General features: G+C 56.0%; 22 protein-coding genes. 2 read left to right on the plus strand and 20 right to left on the minus strand.

Annotation, left to right across the window (positions count from 1 at the left end; genetic code table 11):
* Window positions 1-248 precede the first annotated feature (248 nt).
* Window positions 249-1,115: a MurR/RpiR family transcriptional regulator gene (locus KHU33_RS13455; protein WP_211463689.1), complete on the plus strand. Its 867-nt coding sequence runs from the start codon at window positions 249-251 to the stop codon at window positions 1,113-1,115.
* A 98-nt stretch (window positions 1,116-1,213) separates the two neighbouring features.
* On the opposite strand, the gene KHU33_RS13460 is transcribed toward KHU33_RS13455, so the two are convergent.
* The 19 genes from KHU33_RS13460 to ndk all read right to left on the minus strand — a co-directional run bounded on the left by KHU33_RS13460 (window position 1,214) and on the right by ndk (window position 21,430).
* Window positions 1,214-2,251, minus strand: a complete 1,038-nt coding sequence (locus KHU33_RS13460; RefSeq protein WP_211463691.1) for a Gfo/Idh/MocA family oxidoreductase — start codon at window positions 2,249-2,251, stop codon at window positions 1,214-1,216.
* Window positions 2,252-2,259: 8 nt separating this feature from the next.
* Complete coding sequence (gene iolG, locus KHU33_RS13465) at window positions 2,260-3,252, minus strand: inositol 2-dehydrogenase (RefSeq protein ID WP_211463692.1); 993 nt, start codon at window positions 3,250-3,252, stop codon at window positions 2,260-2,262.
* Window positions 3,253-3,420: 168 nt separating this feature from the next.
* Window positions 3,421-4,737, minus strand: a complete 1,317-nt coding sequence (locus KHU33_RS13470) for an MFS transporter (protein ID WP_211463693.1) — start codon at window positions 4,735-4,737, stop codon at window positions 3,421-3,423.
* Window positions 4,738-4,973: 236 nt separating this feature from the next.
* Window positions 4,974-5,510 (minus strand): phosphoribosyltransferase, encoded by a 537-nt coding sequence (locus KHU33_RS13475; RefSeq protein WP_211463694.1) that lies wholly within the window; start codon window positions 5,508-5,510, stop codon window positions 4,974-4,976.
* Between the two features lie 7 nt (window positions 5,511-5,517).
* Window positions 5,518-6,831 (minus strand): adenylosuccinate synthase, encoded by a 1,314-nt coding sequence (locus tag KHU33_RS13480; protein ID WP_211463695.1) that lies wholly within the window; start codon window positions 6,829-6,831, stop codon window positions 5,518-5,520.
* Between the two features lie 3 nt (window positions 6,832-6,834).
* Window positions 6,835-7,983 (minus strand): ATP phosphoribosyltransferase regulatory subunit, encoded by a 1,149-nt coding sequence (locus KHU33_RS13485; protein ID WP_211463696.1) that lies wholly within the window; start codon window positions 7,981-7,983, stop codon window positions 6,835-6,837.
* Window positions 7,984-8,197: 214 nt separating this feature from the next.
* Window positions 8,198-9,094: a protease modulator HflC gene (gene hflC / locus KHU33_RS13490; RefSeq protein ID WP_211463697.1), complete on the minus strand. Its 897-nt coding sequence runs from the start codon at window positions 9,092-9,094 to the stop codon at window positions 8,198-8,200.
* Window positions 9,094-10,383, minus strand: coding sequence for an FtsH protease activity modulator HflK (gene hflK / locus KHU33_RS13495; RefSeq protein WP_211463699.1), 1,290 nt, complete (start codon window positions 10,381-10,383; stop codon window positions 9,094-9,096). The genes hflC and hflK overlap by 1 nt, the downstream gene beginning before the upstream one ends.
* A gap of 93 nt (window positions 10,384-10,476) precedes the next feature.
* Complete coding sequence (gene hflX, locus KHU33_RS13500) at window positions 10,477-11,595, minus strand: GTPase HflX (RefSeq protein WP_211463701.1); 1,119 nt, start codon at window positions 11,593-11,595, stop codon at window positions 10,477-10,479.
* Window positions 11,596-11,640: 45 nt separating this feature from the next.
* Window positions 11,641-11,877: an RNA chaperone Hfq gene (gene hfq, locus KHU33_RS13505; RefSeq protein WP_211463703.1), complete on the minus strand. Its 237-nt coding sequence runs from the start codon at window positions 11,875-11,877 to the stop codon at window positions 11,641-11,643.
* Between the two features lie 148 nt (window positions 11,878-12,025).
* Complete coding sequence (der, locus tag KHU33_RS13510; RefSeq protein WP_211463705.1) at window positions 12,026-13,369, minus strand: ribosome biogenesis GTPase Der; 1,344 nt, start codon at window positions 13,367-13,369, stop codon at window positions 12,026-12,028.
* Window positions 13,370-13,377: 8 nt separating this feature from the next.
* Complete coding sequence (bamB, locus tag KHU33_RS13515) at window positions 13,378-14,520, minus strand: outer membrane protein assembly factor BamB (protein ID WP_211463707.1); 1,143 nt, start codon at window positions 14,518-14,520, stop codon at window positions 13,378-13,380.
* Between the two features lie 21 nt (window positions 14,521-14,541).
* Entirely contained in the window at window positions 14,542-15,192 is a 651-nt protein-coding gene (locus KHU33_RS13520; protein WP_211463709.1) for a tetratricopeptide repeat protein, read from the minus strand.
* A gap of 37 nt (window positions 15,193-15,229) precedes the next feature.
* Window positions 15,230-16,609 carry a histidine--tRNA ligase gene (hisS, locus tag KHU33_RS13525; protein ID WP_211463711.1) on the minus strand — a complete coding sequence of 460 codons (1,380 nt, stop codon included), beginning with the start codon at window positions 16,607-16,609 and terminating at the stop codon, window positions 15,230-15,232.
* A 40-nt stretch (window positions 16,610-16,649) separates the two neighbouring features.
* Complete coding sequence (ispG, locus tag KHU33_RS13530) at window positions 16,650-17,915, minus strand: flavodoxin-dependent (E)-4-hydroxy-3-methylbut-2-enyl-diphosphate synthase (RefSeq protein WP_211463713.1); 1,266 nt, start codon at window positions 17,913-17,915, stop codon at window positions 16,650-16,652.
* Between the two features lie 23 nt (window positions 17,916-17,938).
* On the minus strand, window positions 17,939-18,928 hold the full coding sequence (locus tag KHU33_RS13535) for a helix-turn-helix domain-containing protein (RefSeq protein WP_211463715.1): 990 nt from the start codon (window positions 18,926-18,928) through the stop codon (window positions 17,939-17,941).
* Window positions 18,921-19,763, minus strand: coding sequence for a type IV pilus biogenesis/stability protein PilW (gene pilW / locus KHU33_RS13540; RefSeq protein WP_211463717.1), 843 nt, complete (start codon window positions 19,761-19,763; stop codon window positions 18,921-18,923). Before pilW ends, KHU33_RS13535 begins: the two co-directional genes overlap by 8 nt.
* The gene (gene rlmN, locus KHU33_RS13545) at window positions 19,760-20,935 is read right to left on the minus strand and encodes a 23S rRNA (adenine(2503)-C(2))-methyltransferase RlmN (protein ID WP_211463719.1); all 1,176 of its coding nucleotides are present in this window, start codon (window positions 20,933-20,935) and stop codon (window positions 19,760-19,762) included. Before rlmN ends, pilW begins: the two co-directional genes overlap by 4 nt.
* 78 nt (window positions 20,936-21,013) lie before the next feature.
* Window positions 21,014-21,430, minus strand: a complete 417-nt coding sequence (gene ndk, locus KHU33_RS13550; RefSeq protein WP_211463721.1) for a nucleoside-diphosphate kinase — start codon at window positions 21,428-21,430, stop codon at window positions 21,014-21,016.
* Window positions 21,431-21,690: 260 nt separating this feature from the next.
* On the opposite strand from ndk, the gene KHU33_RS13555 reads away from it, so the two are divergent.
* A complete protein-coding gene (locus KHU33_RS13555) occupies window positions 21,691-22,386 on the plus strand; it encodes a Bax inhibitor-1/YccA family protein (protein ID WP_211463723.1) in 696 nt (231 codons plus the stop codon).
* Window positions 22,387-22,455: 69 nt separating this feature from the next.
* On the opposite strand, the gene rlmD is transcribed toward KHU33_RS13555, so the two are convergent.
* A complete protein-coding gene (gene rlmD / locus KHU33_RS13560) occupies window positions 22,456-23,805 on the minus strand; it encodes a 23S rRNA (uracil(1939)-C(5))-methyltransferase RlmD (RefSeq protein WP_211463731.1) in 1,350 nt (449 codons plus the stop codon).
* Window positions 23,806-23,953: the final 148 nt, after the last annotated feature.

The following is a 23,953-nucleotide window of genomic DNA, read 5'->3' on the forward strand; positions in this document are numbered from 1 at the left end:
CGCCACGCGCCTTGCCACCACACGTTTTGGTTGGAACGCATCTCCCAAATCAATTGTTAACAGGCCCTAGCCTTTGGGCTGATCGCCCGGATCCGATAGCGTCATCGGTATTAAACAATAGAACAAGCGCACCCGATATGCAACGTTTTTTTCAATTAAATTTAATTTAGAATTTTATTTTCACGCATTGCATTCGGTGCATGAAAAATCTTTATAATTGCTTCACGACATATATCAGAAAGAACACCATGGCAGATACGCCGACTGTCGACCAGTTGATGCTGCAGATCGCGGAGCAATACGCAACGCTTTCGCGCCAGTTGAAAATCATCGCCACTTATGTAGAGCAGCATCGCAGCAGCCTGATGCTGGAGAGAATCAGCGACATCGCCGAGCACTGCAATGTGCAACCGTCCGCCATCGTGCGCTTTGCCAAGCAATTCGGTTTCAGCGGCTTTAGCGAAATGCAGGCGGTTTTCCGCGATGCCTATACAGCGCAGGCGATACCGTCGCAAAACTACCAGCAACGCATCCGCAAGCTGATCGACGCCAAACAGACGCCGTTGAGCAGCGGTTCAATGGCGCGCGAGTTCATCGACGCCAGCCGCAGCGGCCTGGATGAGCTGTTGAACGGCATGGACGACACGCAGTTTGAAGCGGCGGTCAAACTGCTGCAAAAGGCGGAAAATATTTACGTGGTCGGCGTGCGCCGCTCTTTTCCTATCGCCAGTTATATCGTGTATGCCTTGCAGCATACGAATAAGCGGGTACACCTGCTGTCAGGCCTGGGCGGCATGTTCCGCGAGCAGATCCGCAGCATCGGCAAAAACGATGTGGTGATCGCCATCAGCTTTACCCCCTATGGCAAGGAGACTCAGGCTTGCGTCCGCCTGGCGCATCTGCATCAGGCAAAATCGCTGATCATCACGGATAGCCAGTTGAGCCCCTTGGCCAAACATGCGTCGGTATTGTTGACCGTCAAGGAAGGCAGCGCGTTTGCATTCCGCTCGCTGACCAACGCCATGTGCTTGTGCCAGGCCTTGTTTATTGCCTTGGCTTACAAGCTGGAGCTGAACATCGAAGAGATTTCGGATCCGGGCGGCTACGACGATTGACCGCGGAGGACCGGCGCACCCAGGTTCCTGGCCGGCGAGTTGCTTTGCATTGGCGCCGGCCCCGACCTGTTATGTCAATTTACAGCACACAGCCGCGTTCATAACATAATTGGCTGTTTCGACAGCAATGATTCGCGCAAGGCGATGCCGATACGGGTTGCTTCGGTGGCGTCGGCCAGCGTCAATTCCAGCTTGCGCTGCTGGCGTATCGCATCCACAAAGGTACTGACCTCGGTCAGGAAGGCGTCTTCGAAACGCTCGAAGAAACTCGGCAGGCATTCGTTGCGAACACCGTGGGCATCGGCAATTTCCAGGCGGTTCTTGCGCGGGTTGCGGCCCACAGTCAGGCGCCCGGCCGTGCCGGTGATTTCAGTCATGGTGTCATGCCCATGCGGCATGGTGCGCGAGGCATAGAAGGTAGCGATCTTGCCGTTGTCGAACTCGCAGATGGCGACGCCGTTATCGACATCTTGAAACTGTTCTAAATCCTGGTGGATGGCGCGGGCGCCGCTGGCGTAGACCCGGAGCGGCTGCGGATTGCCGAGCAGCCAGCGCGCCAGATCGATATCGTGCACGCTGCAATCGAGGAATATGCCGCCGCTGGTAGCAGCGAATTTGACGAAAAAGCCATCCGGATCATATTGGTCGCAAGTCTGCGAATACACCATGAAGGGCGCACCGATCGCGCCCTGCTGGATTTTTTCATAGGCGTCTTGATAGCTGGCGTCGAAGCGGCGCACAAAACCTATCATCACCTTGAGTTGCGGGTGGCGCGCCGCTTCGGCGCTGACGCGGCGGCAATCCTCCAGATCCAGCGACAAGGGCTTTTCGCAAAACACATGTTTGCCGGCTTGCAAAGCCTGGATGATCTGCTGCGGATGGAGCGAGGTCGGCGTCACCAGGAACACCGCATCCAGCCCGTCGTGGGCCAGCAGGGCTTCGTAATCGGCATACAGATGCGGTACCTGCAGCGTGTCGCGCGCCCATGCCAGCTCTGCCGGCAACGGGCTGCAAGCTGCCACCAGCTCAGCGCCTGCGACCCGCGACGCCAGGTTTTCCGCGTGACGCCGCCCTAACCTTCCGAGCCCGACGATGCCGACTTTCAGCGTTGGCGCGTTTGCTGGGGAGTGATGCATTTGGCCGCTCATTTGAGCAACTCGATAGTACGATTTTCACGCCACGACAGGGTTGCTGCCTCGGCCAGCTCCAGCGCTTTGACGCCATCCTCAATCGTAGTACGCACTGCAGCCTTGTTGACGGCCGCATCGAAAAAGTGGGCGATCTCGCGGGCGTAGGCGGCACGGTAACGTTCGAGGAAAAAATGTTCCGGCTTGTCCTGGCTGACGCTCTGTCCGGTGGCTGCAATCACTTCAGTCGGCTTATGATTTCCCGCCTGCAGCATGCCTTTGCTGCCCAATACTTCAAAGCGCTGATCGTAGCCGTAGGCGGCACGGCGGCTGGTATTGATCTGGCACAGGCGGCCACGGCGGCTGCGGATGGTGACTGCGGCGCAATCGATGTCGCCGGCTTCGGCGATCGCCGGGTCGGTCAGGCAGCTGCCGGTGGCGGAAATGCTGACCGCCTCGTCATCCAGTATCCAGCGGAAAATATCGAAATCGTGGATCAGCATGTCCTTGAAAATGCCGCCCGAGCTTTTGATATAGGACACCGGCGGTGCGCCGGGATCGCGGCTGGTGACGATCAGCATTTCAGGATCGCCGATTTCACCTGCAGCCAGACGCGTCTTGAGCGCATCGAAGGTCGGATCGAAGCGGCGCTGGAAACCGATCATGCAAGTCACTTTGGCGTCTGCAACAGCGCGCGCGCATGCCTTGGCGCGTTCCAGCGTGAGGTCGACCGGCTTTTCGCAAAAGATCGCCTTGCCGGCTGCTGCCGCCCGCATGATCAGGTCGGCGTGGGTATCGGTGCTGGAGGCGATCAGCACGGCGCCGATGCTCGGATCGGCCAGGGCGCTATCGATATCCGTCACTTGCGCGCCATGCCGGGCAGCCAGCTCTTGCGCGGCTTGCTGATTGACATCGCTGACATATTTCAGATTGGCGCCGGCTTGCAGCACCAGGTTGCCCGCGTGAATCTTGCCGATACGGCCGGCGCCGAACACCGCTACATTGATCATGTTTAGTCTCCGTTTTTACTGTCTATGTGTTTTGGTTTTACTGTCGCTTTCTGCCATTGTAGGCACGAATCCAGAAAAATAGAAACTATTTTTCGTTTATTTTTTTAATCGAATATTTTTTGCATGGCAGACAAGCCAAGTTGGCTGCCATGCGCCCCTAAACAGGGATTAACGCAAGCGCAATCTATAACGCGCAGCAAGCGTGGCGATCACGCTCAGCAATGCCCCGCCGATCACATAGAAGGTCACCGCCAGCTTGTTTTCGGTAACCGCAATCAGCCACGTAATCGTCATGCCGGCGAAACCGCCGAAAATCATCACGGCGATGTTGTAGCTCAGGGACATGCCGGTGCCTCTAGTCTGGACCGGAAAGATATCGGACAGCAGCGCCGGCATCGATGCGAAATACATGGTCATCAGCAAACCGATGACGCCTTGCGCCAGCAACAGATTGATGAAGCTCGGGTTGAACGACAGCCAGGAGAACAACGGGTAAGTCAGCAGGACGAACAACACGCTGCTGCTCAACATGAACGGCGTGCGGCCATATTTGTCGGACATCTCGCCGACCAATGGCGAAAACAGCAGCATGATCACGCCGGCCAGGATGGTGGCGCTGAACGACGCGGTCGAGCTCATGCCCAACTGCTTGACCGCATAGGTCGGCATGTAGACCACCAGATACACCGACACAGTGGCCATGATGACGCTGCCGGAACCGATCAGCAAACGCACTTTCTGACTGGTCACGATATCGCGCAGCGGCGTGCGGGTGGCGTCGGCTTGGGCGAATTCAGGCGACTCTTCCAGATTCTTGCGGATGTAGTAGCCGGCAGGACCGATCAGCAGGCCAAAGAAAAACGGCAGGCGCCAGCCCCAGGATTCCAGTTGATCGGGGGAGAGCTGCGATGACAGCAACGCACCGGCCAGCGCCGCCAGCACGATACTCAAGCCTTGGCTGGCAACCTGCCAGCTGGAAAAAAATCCTCGTCGATGCGGTGCATGTTCAACCAGGAACGCCGTCGAACTGCCGAATTCGCCGCCGGCGGAAAAGCCTTGCAGCAAGCGCGCAAGGACAATGCCAGCCGGCGCCCACAGGCCGATTTGCGCATAGGTCGGCATGATGGCGATCAGCAATGTGCCGATCATCATCAGCAGGATCGATAGCGTCAATGCCGACTTGCGGCCGACACGATCAGAATAGGCGCCGATCACGACTGCCCCCAGCGGACGCATGAAAAACGACACCCCGAAGGTGGCAAAGGTAATCAACAGCGACACGGTCTGGTTCGCGGTCGGAAAAAAAAGCTTGGCGATGGTGACCGCCATGGCGCTGTAAAGCAAGACATCGAACCATTCCAATGCATTGCCGATTGACGACGAAATGACAGCGCGCCAGGTTTGCGGGTGCTGTTCGAATGATGTAGCGGTATTGTTGACCGCGGTGCCGCTGATTGCCGTGCTGTCGATTGCCGTGCTGCTCATAGTTAAATCCCCCTTATATGGTCTGACCATCGTGCTTATCCGGATGCTGTTTTTCTGAACCGATTATTGTTCTTGGTTTTCCCTCTCCTCGCTCTTTTTACTTCCGCATGCACACAGGATTGCATCTGAATCAGTCTGAGACAATAGCGCAGACTGCCGGCTCTTGCAGCGTTTCCGCAAGACGAAAAAAAACCCCGTTGTGCAAACAACGAGGCTTTCTTGTCAAGCGTGTCCGATTATCTCGATACGCCTTTTTTACTCCAGGCTTCCAGCTGGTGCGGACGCAAGCTGTCGTATTCTTCGAACGGCTGATGAATCCACGGATTGGTAGGCAGGTAATCGACGTAAAAATCCGGCTTGAGCGACGAGCAGGCTTTCCACCAGATCACCGCCGACTTTACCTCGGTCACCGGCTCATAATTTTCTTTCAGGTGATGTAAAACCTTATCCAGCGTGACGCCGGAATCGACCAGATCGTCCACGACCAGAACCCGCCCGGACAAGGCGCCGCGGCTCATGGTGATGTGCTTGCCGATGTCGAGTTCGCTGCGTGTGGTGCCGGCGTCTTCGCGGTAAGAACTGGTCGACAGGATCGCCAGCGGCACATCGAAAATACGCGAGAACACATCGCCTGGACGCAAACCGCCGCGTGCCAGGCACAAGACCTGGTCAAACTGCCAGCCGGAGGCGTGCACATTCAATACCAGTTTTTCAATTATGCGGTGATACTCTTCCCACGAGACCCACAGGTCTTTTTCATCTGATTTGTTCATATTGCTTTTATTTGAATGGATGGCGCAAAACGATGGTTTCTTCACGGTCTGGACCGGTCGAAACCATATCGATAGGCACGCCTACCAATTCTTCGATACGTTTGATATAGGCACGGGCGGTGGCCGGCAAGGCGTCCATCGATTTGGCGCCAACCGTGGATTCGCTCCAGCCCGGCATTTCTTCATAGATAGGCTCGCACAGTGCCGCTTCTTCAGCGCCGACCGGGAAGATATCGACAGTCTTGCCGTTGAGCGTGTAGCCGGTGCACAGCTTCAGCGAAGCCAGGCCATCCAGTACGTCCAGCTTGGTCAGGCACATGCCGGAGACGCCGTTGATCTGCACCGAACGCTTCAGCAGCGCCGCATCGAACCAGCCGCAACGACGGGCGCGGCCGGTGACGGTGCCGAATTCATGGCCGACGCTGGCCAGATGCTTGCCAACGCCTTGGTCGGTCGGCAGTTCGGATGGGAACGGGCCGGAGCCGACGCGGGTGGTGTAAGCCTTGGTGATGCCCAGGATGTAGTGCAGCATGTTGGGGCCGACACCGCTGCCGGCGGCGGCATTGCCCGCCACGCAGTTGCTTGAGGTGACGAACGGATAAGTGCCGTGATCAACGTCCAGCAAGCTGCCCTGCGCGCCTTCAAACAACAGGCTGGCGCCGTTATTGTAGGCGGCGTACAGATCACTCGACACATCGGCTACCATCGGCCGCAGGCGCTCCACGGTTGCCAGGGCGTCGTCCAGCGTCTTTTGATAATCGACAGCCGGCGCCTTCAGGTAATTGGTCAGGACAAAATTATGGTATTCCAGATTGGCTTGCAGCTTTTCCGCGAAGCGTTTCTCGTTGAGCAGGTCGGCCACGCGAATCGCGCGACGGGCAACCTTGTCTTCGTAAGCCGGGCCGATGCCTTTGCCGGTGGTGCCGATCTTGGCGTCGCCGCGCGCCGCTTCACGCGCTGCATCGAGTGCAGTGTGGTAAGGCAGGATGATCGGGCAGGCTTCGGATATCTTCAGGCGCGATGCAACTTCGACGCCGGCAGCCTGCAATTTATCGATCTCGCGCAGCAGATCAGGCACCGACAACACCACGCCATTACCGATATAGCAAGCCACGCCGGGCCGCATGATGCCGGACGGGATCAGCTGCAATGCAGTCTTGTGACCGCCGATGACCAATGTATGGCCAGCGTTATGGCCACCCTGAAAACGCACAACTGCCTGTGCGTGATCGGTAAGCCAGTCGACGATCTTGCCTTTTCCTTCGTCGCCCCATTGGGTGCCAATGACAACGACGTTTTTTGCGGTGCTTTTCTGTAACATCACTTAGTCCAAATTTTTGATAATCCAGTTTCCATTTTCGAGTACGACCGCGCGGTCGCAATCGAACTCGTCTTGATCGTTTTCATGGCCGGGCAGACTCTGGATCACAACTTCCCCAGCCTTGCGCAATTCAACGATCTTTTCCTTCAAACCTGCTTCTACTCCCCAAGGCGCATGAATCGCGCGCTTGCGGATTGCTACCGGAATCAGTCTTGCCAATTCGCGTAAATCCATCGAAAAGCCGGTGGCCGGACGCGAGCGGCCGAATGCCGCACCGACGTCATAACGGCCGCCGCGCAGTATCGCGTTCGGCAAACCGGGCACATAGGCAGCGAAAATCAAGCCACTTTCGTAATGATACCCGCGTAAATCGGCTAAATCGACGGTAACGCAATCTTTCCCTGCCGCTTCTGCCAGAGTTTCCAGCTCATCCAGCGCCTTGACGATGGCCGGCAGCGCCGGCAGCACCTGCCGTGCCTGCTGCAGCACGCTGGCATCGCCGTACAAACCAGGCAACGCCAGCAAGGCGGCGCGGGTTTGCGGCTTGTAATTGACGCTGATGGTGCGCAGCCCGGGCAGATCCTTGGCTTCCAGCAAGGCAACCAATTCGATCTCGTCCACTTTGGCGGCCTCATCGCCGCCGATAATCGTGCGCAAGATGCCAACATGACACAAATCCAGGCGTACTTGCGTGATCCCGGCCAGGGCCAGGGTGGCCAGCGCCAGTTCCTGGATTTCAGCATCGGCTTCGAGGCCGAGATGACCGTAGATTTCTGCCCCGATCTGTAGTGGCTCGCGGGTGGCGTGCAAGCCGATCTGACGGGTATGCAAGACGCTGCCGACATAGCACAGGCGGGTGACTGATTCGCGATTGAGCAAATGGGCGTCGATGCGCGCCACCTGGGTGGTCATGTCGGCGCGGATGCCAAGGGTGCGGCCGGATAACTGATCGACCAGCTTGAAGGTGCGCAGATCGGTGTCCTGGCCGGCGCCGGCCAGCAAGGATTCCAGATATTCCAGCATGGGCGGCATGACCAGCTCGTAGCCGTACAAGCGGAAATTATCCAGTATCAAACGACGCAGATCTTCGATCTTGCGCGCTTCGGACGGCAAGACGTCGGCGATATTTTCAGGGAGAAGCCAATTTGGCATAGGAAAAATGAATCTAAAAAAATACTTTCCGCTGACAAGATACAAACAAGATCCAAAGACCAGCGGAACAACTTCGTTGACAAAACCTGCGCCTGACTCTGGCAGAGCAGAAACACGTATAAGCGGCCGTCGAAAATAAGGAATGGCGCCTCTAACGAGGGCGCCATTCCCAGACAACTATTTACTTATTACAGCGGCTGGCTTACTTGCCGGCTTACTTCTTGGCAGGAGCGTTTACGCCGCCACCGGCTGAACTACGGAAGTACTTAAAGAATTCCGAATTCGGATCAATCACCATCAAGTCCTGGCGCGTCTTGAAGCTGGCGCGATAGGCTTCGAGGCTGCGATAAAACTTGTAAAACTCTGGATTCTGACCAAATGCCTGAGCATAAATCTGCGAAGCTTTGGCGTCGCCCTCACCGCGCATCTTTTCAGCATCGCGATAGGCTTCCGCCAGAATCACCGTACGCTGCTTGTCGGCATCGGCGCGGATCTTTTCCGAATCGGCAGAACCGGTCGAACGCAATTCATTGGCAACCCGCAGACGCTCTGACTTCATGCGGTCGTACACCGAGGCGTTGATCTGGTCGACGTAATCCACCCGTTTCAGACGCACATCAATGATCTCTACACCGATCTGCTGGGACTCATCTTGCACCTTTTGACGAATCGAATCCATCACCTTGCCGCGCTGGCCGGAGATCACTTCGCGTACAGTGCGCTTGGTGATTTCATCATTCAACGCCGCTTTGACGATTTGCGACATACGGTCCTGCGCACGCTTTTCATCGCCGCCGAAACTGACGAAATACAACTTCGGATCGGTAATCCGCCATTTCACAAAGGCGTCGATCAGAATGTTCATTTTTTCCGCTGTGATGAAGCGGTCTGTATCGGGCGGATCGATGGTCAGAACCCGCTTGTCCAGGAACAGCACGTTCTGGAACGGCGGCGGCAATTTGAAATGCAGGCCAGGCTGGTTAATCACCTGCTTCACTTCACCAAAGGCAAACAAGATGGCGTACTGGCGCTGATCAACCACAAAGATGGTTGAAAACATCAGCCATAGTGCGACGAAAACACATATCAGCAACGAGATAAGGCGATTCATTATCTGCCCTCCCGATCACGCAAGTCGCGGCTATCGCGCGAACGGTCTTCCGGCTGCGGCCGTGATTCGATCGTGCTGGCGCCATCCTTCATCGCCGATGGCGCGCTTACCCCCGCGCTGCCAGCAGCGGCGCCTGGCGCGGCGTTAGCCACCGATTGTGAAATCAGCTTATCCAATGGCAAATACAATAAATTACTCCCGCTTTTAGCATCAACCATTACTTTTGTCGTATTCGCAAAAATCTGTTGCATGGTATCCAGATACATCCGGTCCCGCGTCACGGCAGGCGCTTTCTGATATTCAGTCAGAACCTGCTTGAAGCGTGAGGCGTCACCCTCGGCATTGGCGGTAACGCGGGCACTGTACGCTTCCGCTTCCTGCAGCAAGCGCGATGCCGCGCCGCGTGCTTTTGGAATCACGTCGTTAGCGTAAGCCTGGCCTTCGTTTTTCTGGCGTTCGCGGTCCTGCCCGGCTTTCACCGCGTCGTCGAACGCAGCTTGCACCTGCTCCGGCGGCTGTACGCCTTGCATCGTGACATTGGTAATTTGTACGCCTGCCTTATAGCGATCCAGGATTTGCTGCATCAACTGACTGGTGTCCAGCGCCACTTTTTCGCGGCCCTCGTACAAGACGAAGTCCATCTTGTTTTTACCGACGATTTCACGGATCGAGGTTTCCGCCACCTGACGCACGGTTTCTTCCGGATCGCGGATGTTGAAAATCCAGTCGGATGCGCTTTTCAGTGTGTATTGGACGGCAAACTGAATATCGATGATGTTTTCATCATCGGTCAGCATCAAGGCTTCTTTCGGTTGCTTGTTCTTGGCATTGGCGCGATAGCCGACCTCGACTGTACGCACCTGGGAAACGTTGACGATTTCATGGCTTTGAATCGGATAAGGCCAGCGCCAGTTGAAACCCGGTGTGGTCGAATGGCTGAGTTTGCCAAAAGTCATCACAACTCCGGTCTGACCTTCTTGCACGGTAAAGAAACCGCTCGCCAGCCACAACAAGACCACCACGCCGGCAATCGCGCCGACGCCGACGCCGGCGCCCTTCATGCCTTGGTTGAAGCCGCCATTGGAATCGCCGCCGCCACCGCTCTTGTTGCCCAGCAGGCGCGTCAGACGCTGATTAAAATCCTGCCACAGCTTGTCCAGATCCGGCGGACCGTTATTTGGCTTTTTGCCATCATTATTTTGCTTGTTGTCATTTTGCGAATTCCGTCCCCATTGCGGGTCGTTCAACGAAAATTTCAAACCAAGTTTTTTGAATAAGGTACCAAGCATTCGATCGTTATCTTTAAGTAAATAAAACAAATAGGTTGGAATGCTCGTTAGAGGCGCTTACTTAGCTTACTTAATTAAAACTTTAGAACGGATTTACATCTGCTGCGTGTTCTCGGCGACGGCTACCGAATATGCCGTTGCTATCGGATTGCGGGTCACGAATTCGGCGATGGCCTGTCGTAGTAAATCCAGACCTACACCCTTTTGCGCGCTAATAAAAACTCGTTGAATTTTATCATACTCATCACGCTCGACCGCCGGCTCCAGTTCCGCCACATCGATCTTGTTCCATACCAGAATCTGAGGAATATGGTCAGCGCCGATTTCTTTCAGCACCAGGTTCACCTGTTCGATTTGCTCCATGCGGGCCGGACTGGCCGCATCCACCACATGCAATAACAGATCGGCATGGATGGTTTCTTCCAGCGTTGCCCGGAATGCAGCGACCAACTGATGCGGCAATTCGCGAATGAAGCCGACCGTATCGGAAATCACTACACTGCCCGCCTCGCCCAGATAAACCCGACGGGAAGTAGTATCCAGCGTGGCGAACAATTGATCCGCCGCATACACGCCGGCTTTCGCCAATGCATTAAACAAGGTCGATTTGCCGGCATTCGTGTAACCCACCAGTGAAATCGAAATCGTCGCACTGCGCCCGCGCGCGCGCCTTTGCGTTGCGTGTTGCCGATGCAATTTATCCAGCCTGGCACGTAGTGCCTTGACCCGGTCGCCTAGCAGACGGCGGTCGGTTTCAAGCTGGGTTTCACCCGGACCGCGCAAACCGATACCACCCTTTTGCCGTTCCAAGTGAGTCCAGCCGCGTATCAGCCGCGTCGCCAGATGTTGCAACTGCGCAAGTTCCACCTGCACTTTACCTTCATGGCTTTTGGCTCTCTGGGCAAAGATGTCGAGTATGAGACTGGTGCGATCCAGGACTCTTACTTTTAGTACACGTTCGAGATTGCGTTGCTGGGCTGGCGACAAGGCGTGATTGAAAATGACGATTTCAAGTTCATCATCAAACACGGCGTCGGCTATTTCCTGTGCTTTGCCGGAACCGACAAACAAGGCGGCGTCCGGGCTGCCGCGCTTGCCGGTAATCGTGACAACCGGGATCGCGCCGGCAGACGTGGCCAGCAAGGACAGTTCTTCGAGACTTGCGGCAAAGTCACCTTTGCCGAAATCCATTCCGACTAGCGCTGCGCGCATGGGAACATTCGCGTCGTAGCTGCGGCCCTCGCCGGCAGTGAATAGTTATTCTGCTTCAGTTTCAAGATTCAGATTGACAGCGCGGGCAGGAACTACGGTTGAGATGGCGTGTTTGTATACCATTTGGGTAACGGTATTACGCAGTAAAACTACGTATTGATCGAAGGATTCGATATGGCCTTGAAGCTTGATGCCGTTGACCAGATAGATGGAAACGGGGACGTGCTCTTTACGCAAGGCGTTCAAAAACGGGTCTTGTAACAATTGCCCTTTATTACTCATGGCTACTCCACTGTGTTGTTGTGATTAGAAGTCAAATGCAAATATTAAATATAGAACCAATATGATTCTAAGCGGATGACTCGGTGGGTGTTTTACGAATGTAAACGATTTTCGGATTTACTGCTCAGAAAAAAGTGTTTTTAAAAAATTATTTTTCCTGGCGCGCGTAGGGGTTCCGACTGGATCTGAACTCGATGCGTAATGGAGTCCCAACCAGCGAAAAAGTTTCTCGGAAATGTTTTTCCAGATAACGTTTGTAGTTGTCTTCGATCGATTCCAAGGCATTGCCGTGGATGACGACGATAGGCGGATTCATGCCGCCTTGGTGGGCATAACGCAGCTTCGGACGGATCGAACCCTTGCGCCGCGGCTGCTGATGCTCTACCGCTTCGATCAAGGCGCGTGTCAGCTTTGGCGTAGTCAGATTTGACATGGCCGCTGCATATGCGGAATCTATCGATTTCATCAAAGGCGTAATGCCGGTCGACTTCAACGCTGAAATAAAATGGAATTTCGCAAATGAAAGGAAATTCAGCTTGCGATCCATATCCATCTTGATTTCATCGCGGCGGTCGCTGGTCAGGCCATCCCATTTGTTGACGCCGACCACCAATGCGCGTCCGGTTTCCAGCACGAAGCCGGCGATGTGCGCATCCTGCTCGGAGATATCCTGCTGAGCATCGAGCAACAGCAAGACCACATTGGCTTCTGAAATAGACTGCAAAGTCTTGACCACGGAAAATTTCTCGATGGCTTCGAAAACCTTGCCGCGACGACGGATACCTGCGGTATCGATCAAGGTGTATTTTTTACCGTCGCGCTCAAACGGGATTTCGATCGAGTCGCGGGTAGTGCCCGGCATGTCAAACGCAATTACTCGTTCTTCGCCCAGCAAGGTGTTGACCAGCGTCGATTTGCCGACATTAGGACGACCGACAATAGCAATCTTGATGCCGCGATCCTTGCTCTCCGGCTCTTCCACTTCAGGCGGCCGTTGCGCGAACGCCAGATCCAGCGACTCTTCCACCAGATCAACAACGCCGTCGCCATGGGCGGCGGAAATGACATAGGGATCGCCCATGCCGAGTTCATAGAATTCGGCGGTGACCGAGGTGTACTTCATACCCTCGGACTTATTCACCACCAGCATCACGGAGCGGCCGGATTTGCGCAGGAAATCGGTGATGGTCTTGTCGTGCGGCGTCAAACCTTGACGGCCGTCGACGATAAAGATCACCACGTCAGCTTCGGCCACCGCCTGCTTGGTCTGCTTCGCCATTTCGTGCATGATGCCGTCTTTGGCAACCGGCTCGAAACCGCCAGTATCAATCACCAGGAATGGCCGTTCGCCGATCCGCCCTTCACCATAGTGGCGATCGCGGGTCAAGCCGGGCAAATCGGCGACTAACGCGTCACGGGAACGCGTCAGGCGATTAAATAACGTCGATTTGCCGACATTGGGACGTCCTACAAGTGCGATTACTGGCTTCATTAAGTTAATTACTCTGTCGCTATAGCGATCAAGGTTCCTGCTTTGGTTTGAAAAATCACATTAGAGCCTGCTACCACCGGATTCGGCAGTACCGGGCTGCTGTCTGCACGAATGCGTGCTATCAGTGCGCCGTCTTGACGTGACAAGAAGTGAATATATCCTTCAAAATCACCTACGACTATCGCTTTTTCCAGCACTGCCGGCGTAGTCAGCACACGATTGGCGAGTTGCTTGTTTTGCCACACAACCGCCCCGCTCTCCAGAGTGAACGCCGATACCGCGCCACGCTCATCGGCCGCATACACGTTACGACCGTCGCTGCCGACGCCGACGTCGCTGGAAAACGGTTTGACCCAATGCGCGACACCGCTGCCGGCGTCAAAACAGCCAACCCGGCCCTGGTAGGCGACGGCGCAAACTTCACGGCCGACAATCAGCGGCGTGCCGGAAGCATCGGCGACCCGTTCCAGCTCAGTGGTGCCGCGCGGATCGCCGATCGCCATTTCCCACCACGGACCACCGTTAGTCAGGTTCAGCGCTGACAGACGGCCGCCGGGCAAGGACAAGAAGCTTGCTTGCGGCACAATCAGAATCCCTGGCGCCGAACGTAAAGTCAGCGGCGGCAAAGTGCGTAACACGGTCCAGCGGCGCTCGCCGGTTTCGGCATCATAAGCGGCAATCCGATTATCCTGGCTACGCACGATAACCAGCCCTTGGCCTACCGCCGGCGCCGACAGGATCTCGCTGGAAGCCTGTGCCTGCCAGCGTTTCTTGCCCTGGGCGTCGAACGCCAGCACAATCCCTTTTTCTCCTGCCACTGCAACGGTGCTGCCATCGCTGCCGGCGCCGCCGGTCAGATGCATGCCAGCGTTGATGCGCCAGGCAACCGTACCGTTAGCGGCATCGATGCGCGCCAAAGTGCCGTCAGCCGCGGCAGCGTAGACGCTGCCGTCGGCAGCTGCCGGCGAGAATGCGAAGATGGAGGCGCTGCCAATCGACTGCTTCCAGACCGGTTGTACTTTGAGGCTTTGCGCAAACTCAACCAAAGGCGCTGGCGGATTACTTGGTTTCTTGCCGCTGAACAAGGAGCAGCCGCCCAATATCAACAAAGCACCGGCACAGGCAACCGCTCGCATAGTCTTCACACGCATATTCTTCCTTTTTTCGAATTATCAGGCCGCGGCTTTGGCGGGGGCTCCGCCAATCGCATCAAGTTTCAATTGAATCAATTCCTTACCTGGATTCTTGCTTTCCATCTTATCCAAAGCCAATTGATAAGCGGCGCGCGCTTCGTCCAGCTTGTTCTGCGCTACCAGGATGTCGCCTTTGCGATCAGCCGCTGCGCTGGCGAAAGGCGCCGGCAGATCCGCCGCCAGCACTTTCAAGCCATCGTCATAGGCCTTCTGATCAAGCAGGATGCCGGCCAGCCGGATTCTGGCCAGCGCCTTATAGTCTTCGTCGCGGCCGTGATCGACCACCCATTGCAACTGTTCTTTCGCTGCATTCAGGTCGTTAGCGTCAAAAGCCACTTTAGCGGCCGACAACGCAGCCATGCCGGCATAGGCGGTGCGGCTGAATTTCTGCTGTATGTCAGCGGCGGCGCGCTGTACCTTGGCGTTGTCTTTGCTTGCCACGGCTTTTTGCTGCTCGTCGTAAAGCTGCGACGCCTGCAACGACTGGTTGCGCTGATAGTAATTCCAGCCGGACCAGCCGGCGTAGGCCGCCAGGGCGATAATCAGCAGCCAGGTCGTCAGATTGCCGTATTTACTCCACCAATCCTTAAGCGTTGCCAGTTGTTCCTGTTCGTCGAGATCGAATGCCATATGATTTTAGTTTTTGATGATGGTTTTAGTGATGAATTTAGTGGTGATAATGAACATGCTCATGATCGCCATGGTCATGGCCGTCACCTGCGCCGACTATCTGATCGACCAGATAATCGCTTACCGCATCGAACGGTACGACACTTTGATTGCCGGCACTAGCTTTTTCGACATCGCCGTCGCCCTCGGCGCGCAAGGTCTTGACGGTAGCGGTATGGCTGGCCACTTCGTCTTCGCCGATAATGATGGCGTATGCGGCGCCGCTGGCGTCAGCGCGCTTCATCTGCGACTTGAAGCTGCCGCCGGCGTTGGCCGCGGCGCAATGTAACACAACATCCAGCCCGGCATTGCGCAGACGCTCGGCCAGCACGAACGATTGCAGTTGCGCCGCCTCGCCCTGGTGCACCAGATAGACGTCGCATTCGTTGCGCACGGCTTGTTCGCCGTTAGCGCGCATCAATTCCAGCAAGCGCTCGATACCCATCGCGAAACCGCAGGCCGGGGTCGGCTTGCCGCCGAACATTTCCACCAGCGAATCATAGCGGCCGCCGGCGCACACCGTACCTTGTGCGCCAAGCTGATCGGTGACCCATTCAAACACGGTGCGGTTGTAGTAATCCATGCCGCGCACCAGGCGTGGATTAATGGTGAAGGGAATATTGTTGTGATTCAGGATTTTTTGCACGCCCTCGAAATGAGCGCGCGATTCCTCGCCCAGGTAGCCGAGCAGCTGCGGCGCACCGTTGACCATTTCCTGCATGGCCGGATTCTTGGTGTCCAGAATCCGCAGCGGGTTGCTGTGCAAACGCCGTTGCGCGTCGGTGTCCAGCAAATCCCGATGCTGTTCAAAATAGGCGATCAGGTCGGCACGGTGACGATTGCGCTCTTCGGCATCGCCAATCGAATTCAATTGCAGCTTCACATCCTGCAAGCCGAGATCGTCCCACAAGCGCTGACACATCATGATCAGTTCGGCATCGATATCCGGGCCGGTAAAGCCGAGAGCTTCGGCGCCGACCTGATGGAACTGCCGATAGCGGCCGCGTTGCGGCCGCTCATGGCGAAACATCGGACCGTTGTACCAAAGCCGTTTAGGGCCGTCGTATGTCAGATTATGTTCGATCGCCGCACGCACTACGCCGGCAGTGCTTTCCGGACGCAGAGTCAGGTTGTCGCCGTTCATCGAATCGGTGAACGAGTACATTTCCTTTTCGACGATATCGGTCACTGCGCCCAGGCCGCGCGCAAACAAGGCGGTAGCTTCGACGATGGGCGTACGGATCATCTGGAAGCCGTAGCTCTTCAGCACCGACTCCACCGTGTTTTCAAACAATTCCCACAAGGCCGCATCGGCTGGCAGGATATCGTTCATACCTTTTACGCCGACGATTTTTTCGGTTTTCTTATTTTCTGACATTCTTTTTCAATACACTGATAGTGACTAATCTATATTCGGATCAGACTGCTGGCTGGCCATAACGGCTCTTCACATAATCCAGCACCACCGCCTGAAACTCTTCGGCAATCCGCTCGCCGCGCAGCGTTAGTTTTTTCTCGCCATCGATGAACACCGGCGCCGCCGGCGATTCGCCGGTGCCGGGCAAACTAATGCCGATGTTGGCGTGCTTCGATTCGCCAGGGCCATTCACGATACAGCCCATCACCGCCACGTTCATGCCCTCGACGCCGGGATAGGCTTTTTTCCAGAGCGGCATCTGATCGCGCAGATAGGTCTGGATCTTGTCCGCCAGATCCTGGAACACGGTCGAAGTGGTGCGGCCGCAACCAGGACAGGCAATCACCATCGGCGCGAATTTGCGCAAGCCCATGGTTTGCAGAATCTCTTGGCCGACAATCACTTCCCTGGTGCGATCGCCGCCCGGTTCCGGCGTCAGCGAAATCCGTATGGTGTCGCCGATGCCCTCTTGCAGCAGCACCGACAAGGCTGCAGTCGAGGCGACAATTCCCTTGCTGCCCATGCCGGCTTCAGTCAAGCCAAGATGCAACGGGTAATCGCAGCGCCGCGCCAGTTCGCGGTACACGGCGATCAGATCCTGCACTCCGGATACCTTGCACGACAAGATGATGCGGTCGGCAGCCAAGCCCAGCTCTTCCGCTCTTTGCGCGTTCTCGATCGCCGAGGTAACCAAGGCTTCATACATCACCGCTTGCGCCGGCCACGGCTGGCTGCGCAAGGCATTCTCATCCATGATGCGCGCCAGCAGCGCCTGATCCAGGCTGCCCCAGTTGACGCCGATCCGCACCGGCTTGTCATACTTGCAGGCGACTTCGATCATTTGCGCATACTGGGTATCGCGCTTGGCGCCTTTACCGACGTTGCCCGGATTGATCCGGTATTTCGACAATGCCTGAGCACACTCCGGATAGTCGTTCAACAAGGTGTGGCCGTTGTAGTGAAAATCCCCAACCAGCGGCACATCTATGCCCATCTTGTCCAACTGTTCGCGGATCGCCGGCACTGCAGCGGCGGCTTCCGGATTATTCACCGTAATGCGCACCAGCTCGGAACCGGCGCGCGCCAGATCCTTGATCTGGATCGCGGTGCCGATCGCATCGGCGGTATCGGTGTTGGTCATCGACTGCACCACCACCGGCGCGCCGCCGCCAACCATGATCTTGCGTTCGCCATAACTGATCAGCGCGCCGCGGCTAAGGCGTCGCAGGCCAGGACCTGAGCCGATCGGCAGATTCGTATGCGGCATGGGCTTCTCTCTTTCCATCACGCTTATTTCAAGTTCAATCTGGCCACATTGGTTTTGGAACCGGCTTTCAGATCCAGCGGCGCACCGCGCAGCGTGGCGTCGACACCGGCAAGATTGCCGATAATGATGTTGACCGGCTGCGACATGTCGACCGCTTCGGTGCTGCCTGCCTTGACCAGGCGCGAGATCAGCACCGTGTTATCGGCGCGCTTGATTTCGACCCATGAGTCCTGCCGGAAGTTCAGGCTCAGCTCGCCACCGCCAGTAGCAGTAGCAGCCGGAGCGGCGGCCACGGCAGTTGCCGGCACAGCATTCGTCCCCACTTCGGGCACGGCTGCGCCATCTGCAGACGCAGCGGCAGTAACAACAGGAGCGGCAGTCAAAGCGGCGTTAGCCGCCGCATCGGCAGCCTGTGTCTCGGCGGCGATAGGGGCGACAGGCAGGCTAGCCTTATCTTCGGCGCTTGCTGCGGCCGCTGTAGCTGCCGTGGCTGCAGTTGACTTTTCAGCCAGCGACTGCAGCCCGGCCTGCAGACCGGGCAATACATCCAGCCGTATCGCGACTGCCAGCAGCAATAGCAGCACGGCCAGCACTACCAGCCATTTGTAGGCAAATTTATTGCGTCCCATCAAATTGAAACGAGACTCGGAGAAAGGCGTCGACAACTGGCTATGGACTGCACTGCTTGCCGGTTGCGCCGCAACCGCAGGTGAAATGGTCGCCAGCAAAGCGTTCGCATCCAGGCCCAGCAATTTTGCGTAGGAACGGATAAAGCCACGCGTCATCACCATAGTCGGCAGCGCAGCATAGTTGTCGGTTTCCATGGCGTCGATCTGACGCGGCGCCAACTTCAGATGGCTGGCGACATCCGGCACCGACCAGCCCAGTTGTTCACGCTTGCTGGCTAATTGCGCACCGAGCGAAAGCGGGCTGGCACTGACAGTTTCAGCAGCAACATTTTCCACGTTCGCCGACTCGACATCCGCGGCTTTCAGCTGATGAGACTCACTCATTGAACGCCCCGCGCTGATAGGCTGCGAACTCCGGGGAGCCGGCAAAACGACGGCGTAATTGCGTCACTAAACTTGCTTCTGCAGCTGTGTCACCCAACTTTCGCTCCACTTTGATTGCTGTCCATAATGCTTCCGCATTTTGCACATCGGTTTTCAATACGAGACCAATATAAAACCGAGCCCGTTCATAATCGTTGCGGTCATACGCCAGTTGCGCCAGCTTGGCGTTCGTCAGCGGATTGCCGGCATCAAACTGAAACGCCTGCAACAGATAACGTTGCGCCGCCACCGCATCGTTTAATTTGAGGCTGCAAATCCCGGCGTTCGTCAGCGCTTTTGCCGGCGATTGATAAGTGCGGCTTTTCAGTGCAGTCTCGAAATGGGCAATCGACTCCTTTGCCCGCCCGTTCTGGCACAGAAACCAGCCATAGTTGTTGGCATAATCCGGATTGTTCGGCGAGAGCCGCAAGGCGCGCTGGAAATTATCGTCGGCCAGCCGGTTTTCACCCATGTCCATATAGATCAGCCCGCGCACGCTATAGGCATCGGCCAGTTCAGGATCGGCCGCCAAAGCCTGCTTGATCTCGTCCAGCGCCACCTCCAGCTGACGCTGCTCGTAGTAACCGACCGCCAGTTGCAAACGAATGCCGGCACGGCGTTGCGCTTCTGTCTGATCGGAGCTGGTAGCCAGCTCACGGCGTGAACCGCCTTCGCTATCGCTGCTGAGCGGCGGATTGCTGCAAGCACTCAAGCCGGTCAATAGCGACAACGTGGCGGCGGCCAACAATAGCCGGCCACGCCAGCTCTCCAGCTTGATACTTACTTGTTCTATCACTGAGACACCTCGATGATGCGGCCAAAGTTCTTCCCGAATTTTTGCTGATATTCAGTCATTTTCTGCATGCGCTCTTGTACTCTGGTCCGGTCCTGCACCTCGCCGGCGAGCTGGCCGCAAGCAGCATCGATATCGTCGCCGCGCGTCTTGCGCACGGTAGTGACGATGCCGGCGTCCATCAGAATCTGGGCAAAAGCCTTGATGCGCGGATTATTCGAGCGCTTCAATCCCGATTCCGGGAAAGGATTGAACGGAATCAGATTGAATTTGCAAGGGACGGCGGGGCCGCCTGTGTGGCCCTGCACCAAGGCGATCAGTTCGCGCGCATGGACGTCGGTATCGTTGACGTCGTCCAGCATACAGTATTCAAAAGTAATGAAATCGCGCGGCGCGAATTCCAGATAACGCTTACAAGCAGCCATCAGCTCGCGCAAAGGATATTTTTTATTCAGGGGCACCAAGCCATCGCGCAGCGTGTCGTTGGAAGCATGCAGCGATACTGCCATCGCCACCGCGCAATCCTGCGACAGCTTATCTATCATCGGCACCACACCGCTGGTAGACAAAGTCACGCGGCGGCGCGATAAACCGTAGGCGTTATCGTCCAGCATCAGCTTCAGCGCCGTCACTGTCGGTTCGTAGTTCAGCAAAGGCTCGCCCATGCCCATCATCACCACGTTGGTGATCTGGCGCTCGCCTTTATGGCCGGGCTCGACACCCTTGGACTTGCGCAATTCAAACTCGGCCATCCACAGCTGGCCGATAATTTCACCGACTGTCAGATTGCGGCTGAAGCCTTGCTTGCCGGTGGAACAAAAGCGGCAATTCACCGCGCAGCCGGCCTGCGTCGAAATGCACAGGGTGCCGCGGTTTTCTTCGGGGATGAACACTGTCTCGACCGCATTGCCCTGACCGACGTCGAGCAGCCACTTGCGGGTGCCGTCGGATGAGGTGTGATCGCTGATCACGGCGGGAGCGGCGATGATCGCCCGGGTAGCCAGCTTGTCACGCAATGACTTGGCCAAATCTGTCATTGCATCGAAATCGTGTGCGCCGAATTGATGAATCCAGCGCAGCAGTTGTTTTGCGCGAAACGGCTTCTCACCCAACTCGCCGCAATAAGCGGTCAGTTGTGCGGGATCCAGATCCAGCAGGTTGGTGAGAGCAGTCATGGCATTTCCAATCTATACCGGCAGCCGGGCATTCCCGGGCCACCGACAAGTTTCAAATCAAAACAATCAATACAGCAATTAAGCCTTCAGCGCTGGGAAGAAATAAGCAATTTCAACTTTTGCTGTTTCCACTGCGTCCGAACCGTGTACTGCGTTAGCGTCGATCGAAGCAGCGAAGTCAGCACGGATAGTGCCTTTTTCTGCCTTCTTAGGATCGGTCGCGCCCATCAGGTCGCGGTGCTTCAATACTGCGTTTTCGCCTTCCAGCGCTTGAATGATCACTGGACCGGAGATCATGAAATCGACCAGATCCTTGAAGAAAGGACGCTCGCGGTGAACTGCGTAGAAGCCTTCTGCCTCTTCGCGCGACAGCTGCGTCATGCGAGCAGCAATGATTTTCAGGCCAGCGTTTTCAAAACGGGTGTAAATTTGACCGATTACGTTTTTTGCGACTGCGTCCGGTTTGATAATCGACAGGGTGCGTTCAATTGCCATCTGAAAAACTCCAATAAAATGAAAGGGTTAAAGTGCTTATTTAAATGACTGGTTAATAGTTCAATCAACCTTTGATTTTAACACGAAACACCCATGTAGAATCGTCAAAACTAGGCAAAACGCAAGCTGCAGAGCGTATAAGACCCGCAGAGTGACCTTAGAGAACCACTTTCCCGCTTTGCTGTCAGATGTAAAGATGTTGTTGGTAGTGCTATGATCGCAACAGTTTAATACTTTTGCAATTTCCAAAGGAGTCCCTGATGAACCAAAATCTGCAACCGACCTACTCACCGGGCAGCACCGCGCTGAGCGTACAACACCGCGTGCTGCGCAACACGTACTGGCTGCTGGCATTGTCCATGCTGCCGACGATTGCGGGCGCATGGCTTGGGGTACAGATGGATTTTAGTTTCTTTAGAAACAGTCCGCTGATCGGCTTCATGGCCTTCATGGCCGTGGCATTTGGTTTCTTCTATGCAATTGAAAAAACCAAAAATACCGGCTGGGGCGTCCTGCTCCTGCTCGGCTTTACTTTCTTCATGGGCCTGATGCTGTCACGTCTGATCGGCCATACGCTGATCGGATTTTCCAACGGCGCCACACTGATCATGATGGCTTTCGGCGGCACTGCCAGCGTTTTTGTCGTCATGGCGAGTATCGCGACAGTCAGCAAGCGCGATTTCTCTTCCATGGGAAAATGGCTGTTTGCCGGCGTGGTGGTGTTGCTGCTGGCGTCCTTGGCCAATGTCTTCCTGCAAGTACCAGCGCTGTATCTGGCGGTATCGGTAATCGCCATCGCGATTTTCTCGGCCTATATCTTGTATGACGTGCAACGCATCATCAACGGCGGCGAGACAAATTATATTTCGGCAACACTGAGTCTGTACCTGGATGTCTACAATATCTTTGTCAACCTGCTTTCCCTGCTAGGCATTTTCGGCGGCAATCGGAATTAAGCAGGACGGGTCACTGAAAGCAAAAAAGCCGACCCTTGTGTCGGCTTTTTCATTGATAGTCAAACCAACTCAAGGCAGATCGAACACCGCAATCGACTCCACGTGTGCAGTGTGCGGGAACATATTCACCACCCCGGCCTGGCTCAAGCGATAACCGCCGGCGATCAGCAAGCCGACGTCACGCGCCAAGGTCGACGGGTTGCAGGAGACGTACACAATCCGCTTCGGCATCAATGTCTTATCAATTTCCGCCAGTCCGACAATCGCTTCGCACACCGCCGCGGCGCCGTCGCGCGGCGGATCGATCAGCATCCGGTCAAACTTGCCCAGCGCGACAAAATCCTCGGCACTTGCCTCAAACAGATTGCGGCAATAAAAAGTGGTTTTGCCGGCCAGTTGATTTACCGCTGCATTTTCGCCAGCACGGTCGATCAAGGCTTGGCTGCCTTCGATACCGACCACCTGTTGCGCTTGGGTGGCCAAGGGCAAAGTGAAATTCCCCAGGCCGCAAAACAGATCGGCCACTCGATCGAGCGGCTGCACGTCCAGCAGGCGCAAGGCGCGCGCCACCAATACCCGGTTGATTTGATGGTTCACCTGGGTGAAATCGGTAGGCTTGAAAGGCATGCGCACGCCAAATTCAGGCAGGGTGTAATACAGCTCACCCTGCGCCGGATAAAACGGATAGGCGCTGTCCGGGCCTGCGGTCTGCAACCACCAATTCACTTGATACTGGTCGGCAAACGCCTTCAACTTGATTTCGTCGTCAACCGTCAGGGCCGCCATAATGCGCAATACCAACGCCGTAACCTTGCCTTGCGGCCCCTCGCCTACCGCCAGCTCGATTTGCGGAATCTGGTCAATCAGGCTGAGCGAAGCAATCAGGTGACGCAGCGGCACCAGCATCGCCGATACATTCGCCGGCAGTACCTCGCAGGCTTTCATGTCCGTAACGAAAGATGATTTCCTTTCATGGAAGCCGACCAGCACGCCGCCCTTTTTAGGCACGTTGCGCACCGATATGCGAGCGCGATAGCGATAACCCCAGGTCGGCCCATAAATCGGGCGCAGCATGGATTCAGCCTTGACCTTGCCGATATGCCATAGATTGTCTTCCAGCACGCGTTGCTTGATGGCTACCTGGGCAGTCGGCTCCAGGTGTTGCATGGCGCAGCCGCCGCATATGCCGAACACGGCGCAATGCGGCTTCACCCGCAACACTGATTCGTTGTGCAAGGCGGTCATGGTGGCCGCTTCCCATTTCGCCTTCTTGCGATACGACAAGAAACTGACCCGCTCGCCCGGTAAAGCACCCTCGACAAAAATAACCTTGCCCTGGCTGCCGTCCTCATTTTGCAAATGGCCGATCCCGCGCGCATCCATGTCGAGGGATTTGATATCGATAGTATCTTGTTGCATAGGAAATTCTAAAATTGCGGGGCAGAGTTTAAGGGCGCCAAGGTGAGCCTTGGGACGAATTACTCTGCTCCAGCTGATCAGATGAAAGGGTTGGATTATAAAGAAAAATAGTGGCGGCGCCATACCTGGCCGCGCAAGCGTTTCATCC

It is taken from the genome of Collimonas silvisoli (genome assembly GCF_018305005.1).
GTDB lineage: Bacteria > Pseudomonadota > Gammaproteobacteria > Burkholderiales > Burkholderiaceae_D > Collimonas > Collimonas silvisoli.

Excerpts from the sequence above, each read along its gene's own strand:
- KHU33_RS13455 (WP_211463689.1), top strand. The coding sequence starts at position 249 with ATGGCAGATACGCCGACTGTCGACCAGTTGATGCTGCAGATCGCGGAG.
- KHU33_RS13460 (WP_211463691.1), bottom strand. The coding sequence starts at position 2,251 with ATGCATCACTCCCCAGCAAACGCGCCAACGCTGAAAGTCGGCATCGTC.
- iolG (WP_211463692.1), bottom strand. The coding sequence starts at position 3,252 with ATGATCAATGTAGCGGTGTTCGGCGCCGGCCGTATCGGCAAGATTCAC.
- KHU33_RS13470 (WP_211463693.1), bottom strand. The coding sequence starts at position 4,737 with ATGAGCAGCACGGCAATCGACAGCACGGCAATCAGCGGCACCGCGGTC.
- KHU33_RS13475 (WP_211463694.1), bottom strand. The coding sequence starts at position 5,510 with ATGAACAAATCAGATGAAAAAGACCTGTGGGTCTCGTGGGAAGAGTAT.
- KHU33_RS13480 (WP_211463695.1), bottom strand. The coding sequence starts at position 6,831 with ATGTTACAGAAAAGCACCGCAAAAAACGTCGTTGTCATTGGCACCCAA.
- KHU33_RS13485 (WP_211463696.1), bottom strand. The coding sequence starts at position 7,983 with ATGCCAAATTGGCTTCTCCCTGAAAATATCGCCGACGTCTTGCCGTCC.
- hflC (WP_211463697.1), bottom strand. The coding sequence starts at position 9,094 with ATGAATCGCCTTATCTCGTTGCTGATATGTGTTTTCGTCGCACTATGG.
- hflK (WP_211463699.1), bottom strand. The coding sequence starts at position 10,383 with ATGCTTGGTACCTTATTCAAAAAACTTGGTTTGAAATTTTCGTTGAAC.
- hflX (WP_211463701.1), bottom strand. The coding sequence starts at position 11,595 with ATGCGCGCAGCGCTAGTCGGAATGGATTTCGGCAAAGGTGACTTTGCC.
- hfq (WP_211463703.1), bottom strand. The coding sequence starts at position 11,877 with ATGAGTAATAAAGGGCAATTGTTACAAGACCCGTTTTTGAACGCCTTG.
- der (WP_211463705.1), bottom strand. The coding sequence starts at position 13,369 with ATGAAGCCAGTAATCGCACTTGTAGGACGTCCCAATGTCGGCAAATCG.
- bamB (WP_211463707.1), bottom strand. The coding sequence starts at position 14,520 with ATGCGTGTGAAGACTATGCGAGCGGTTGCCTGTGCCGGTGCTTTGTTG.
- KHU33_RS13520 (WP_211463709.1), bottom strand. The coding sequence starts at position 15,192 with ATGGCATTCGATCTCGACGAACAGGAACAACTGGCAACGCTTAAGGAT.
- hisS (WP_211463711.1), bottom strand. The coding sequence starts at position 16,609 with ATGTCAGAAAATAAGAAAACCGAAAAAATCGTCGGCGTAAAAGGTATG.
- ispG (WP_211463713.1), bottom strand. The coding sequence starts at position 17,915 with ATGCCGCATACGAATCTGCCGATCGGCTCAGGTCCTGGCCTGCGACGC.
- KHU33_RS13535 (WP_211463715.1), bottom strand. The coding sequence starts at position 18,928 with ATGAGTGAGTCTCATCAGCTGAAAGCCGCGGATGTCGAGTCGGCGAAC.
- rlmN (WP_211463719.1), bottom strand. The coding sequence starts at position 20,935 with ATGACTGCTCTCACCAACCTGCTGGATCTGGATCCCGCACAACTGACC.
- ndk (WP_211463721.1), bottom strand. The coding sequence starts at position 21,430 with ATGGCAATTGAACGCACCCTGTCGATTATCAAACCGGACGCAGTCGCA.
- KHU33_RS13555 (WP_211463723.1), top strand. The coding sequence starts at position 21,691 with ATGAACCAAAATCTGCAACCGACCTACTCACCGGGCAGCACCGCGCTG.
- rlmD (WP_211463731.1), bottom strand. The coding sequence starts at position 23,805 with ATGCAACAAGATACTATCGATATCAAATCCCTCGACATGGATGCGCGC.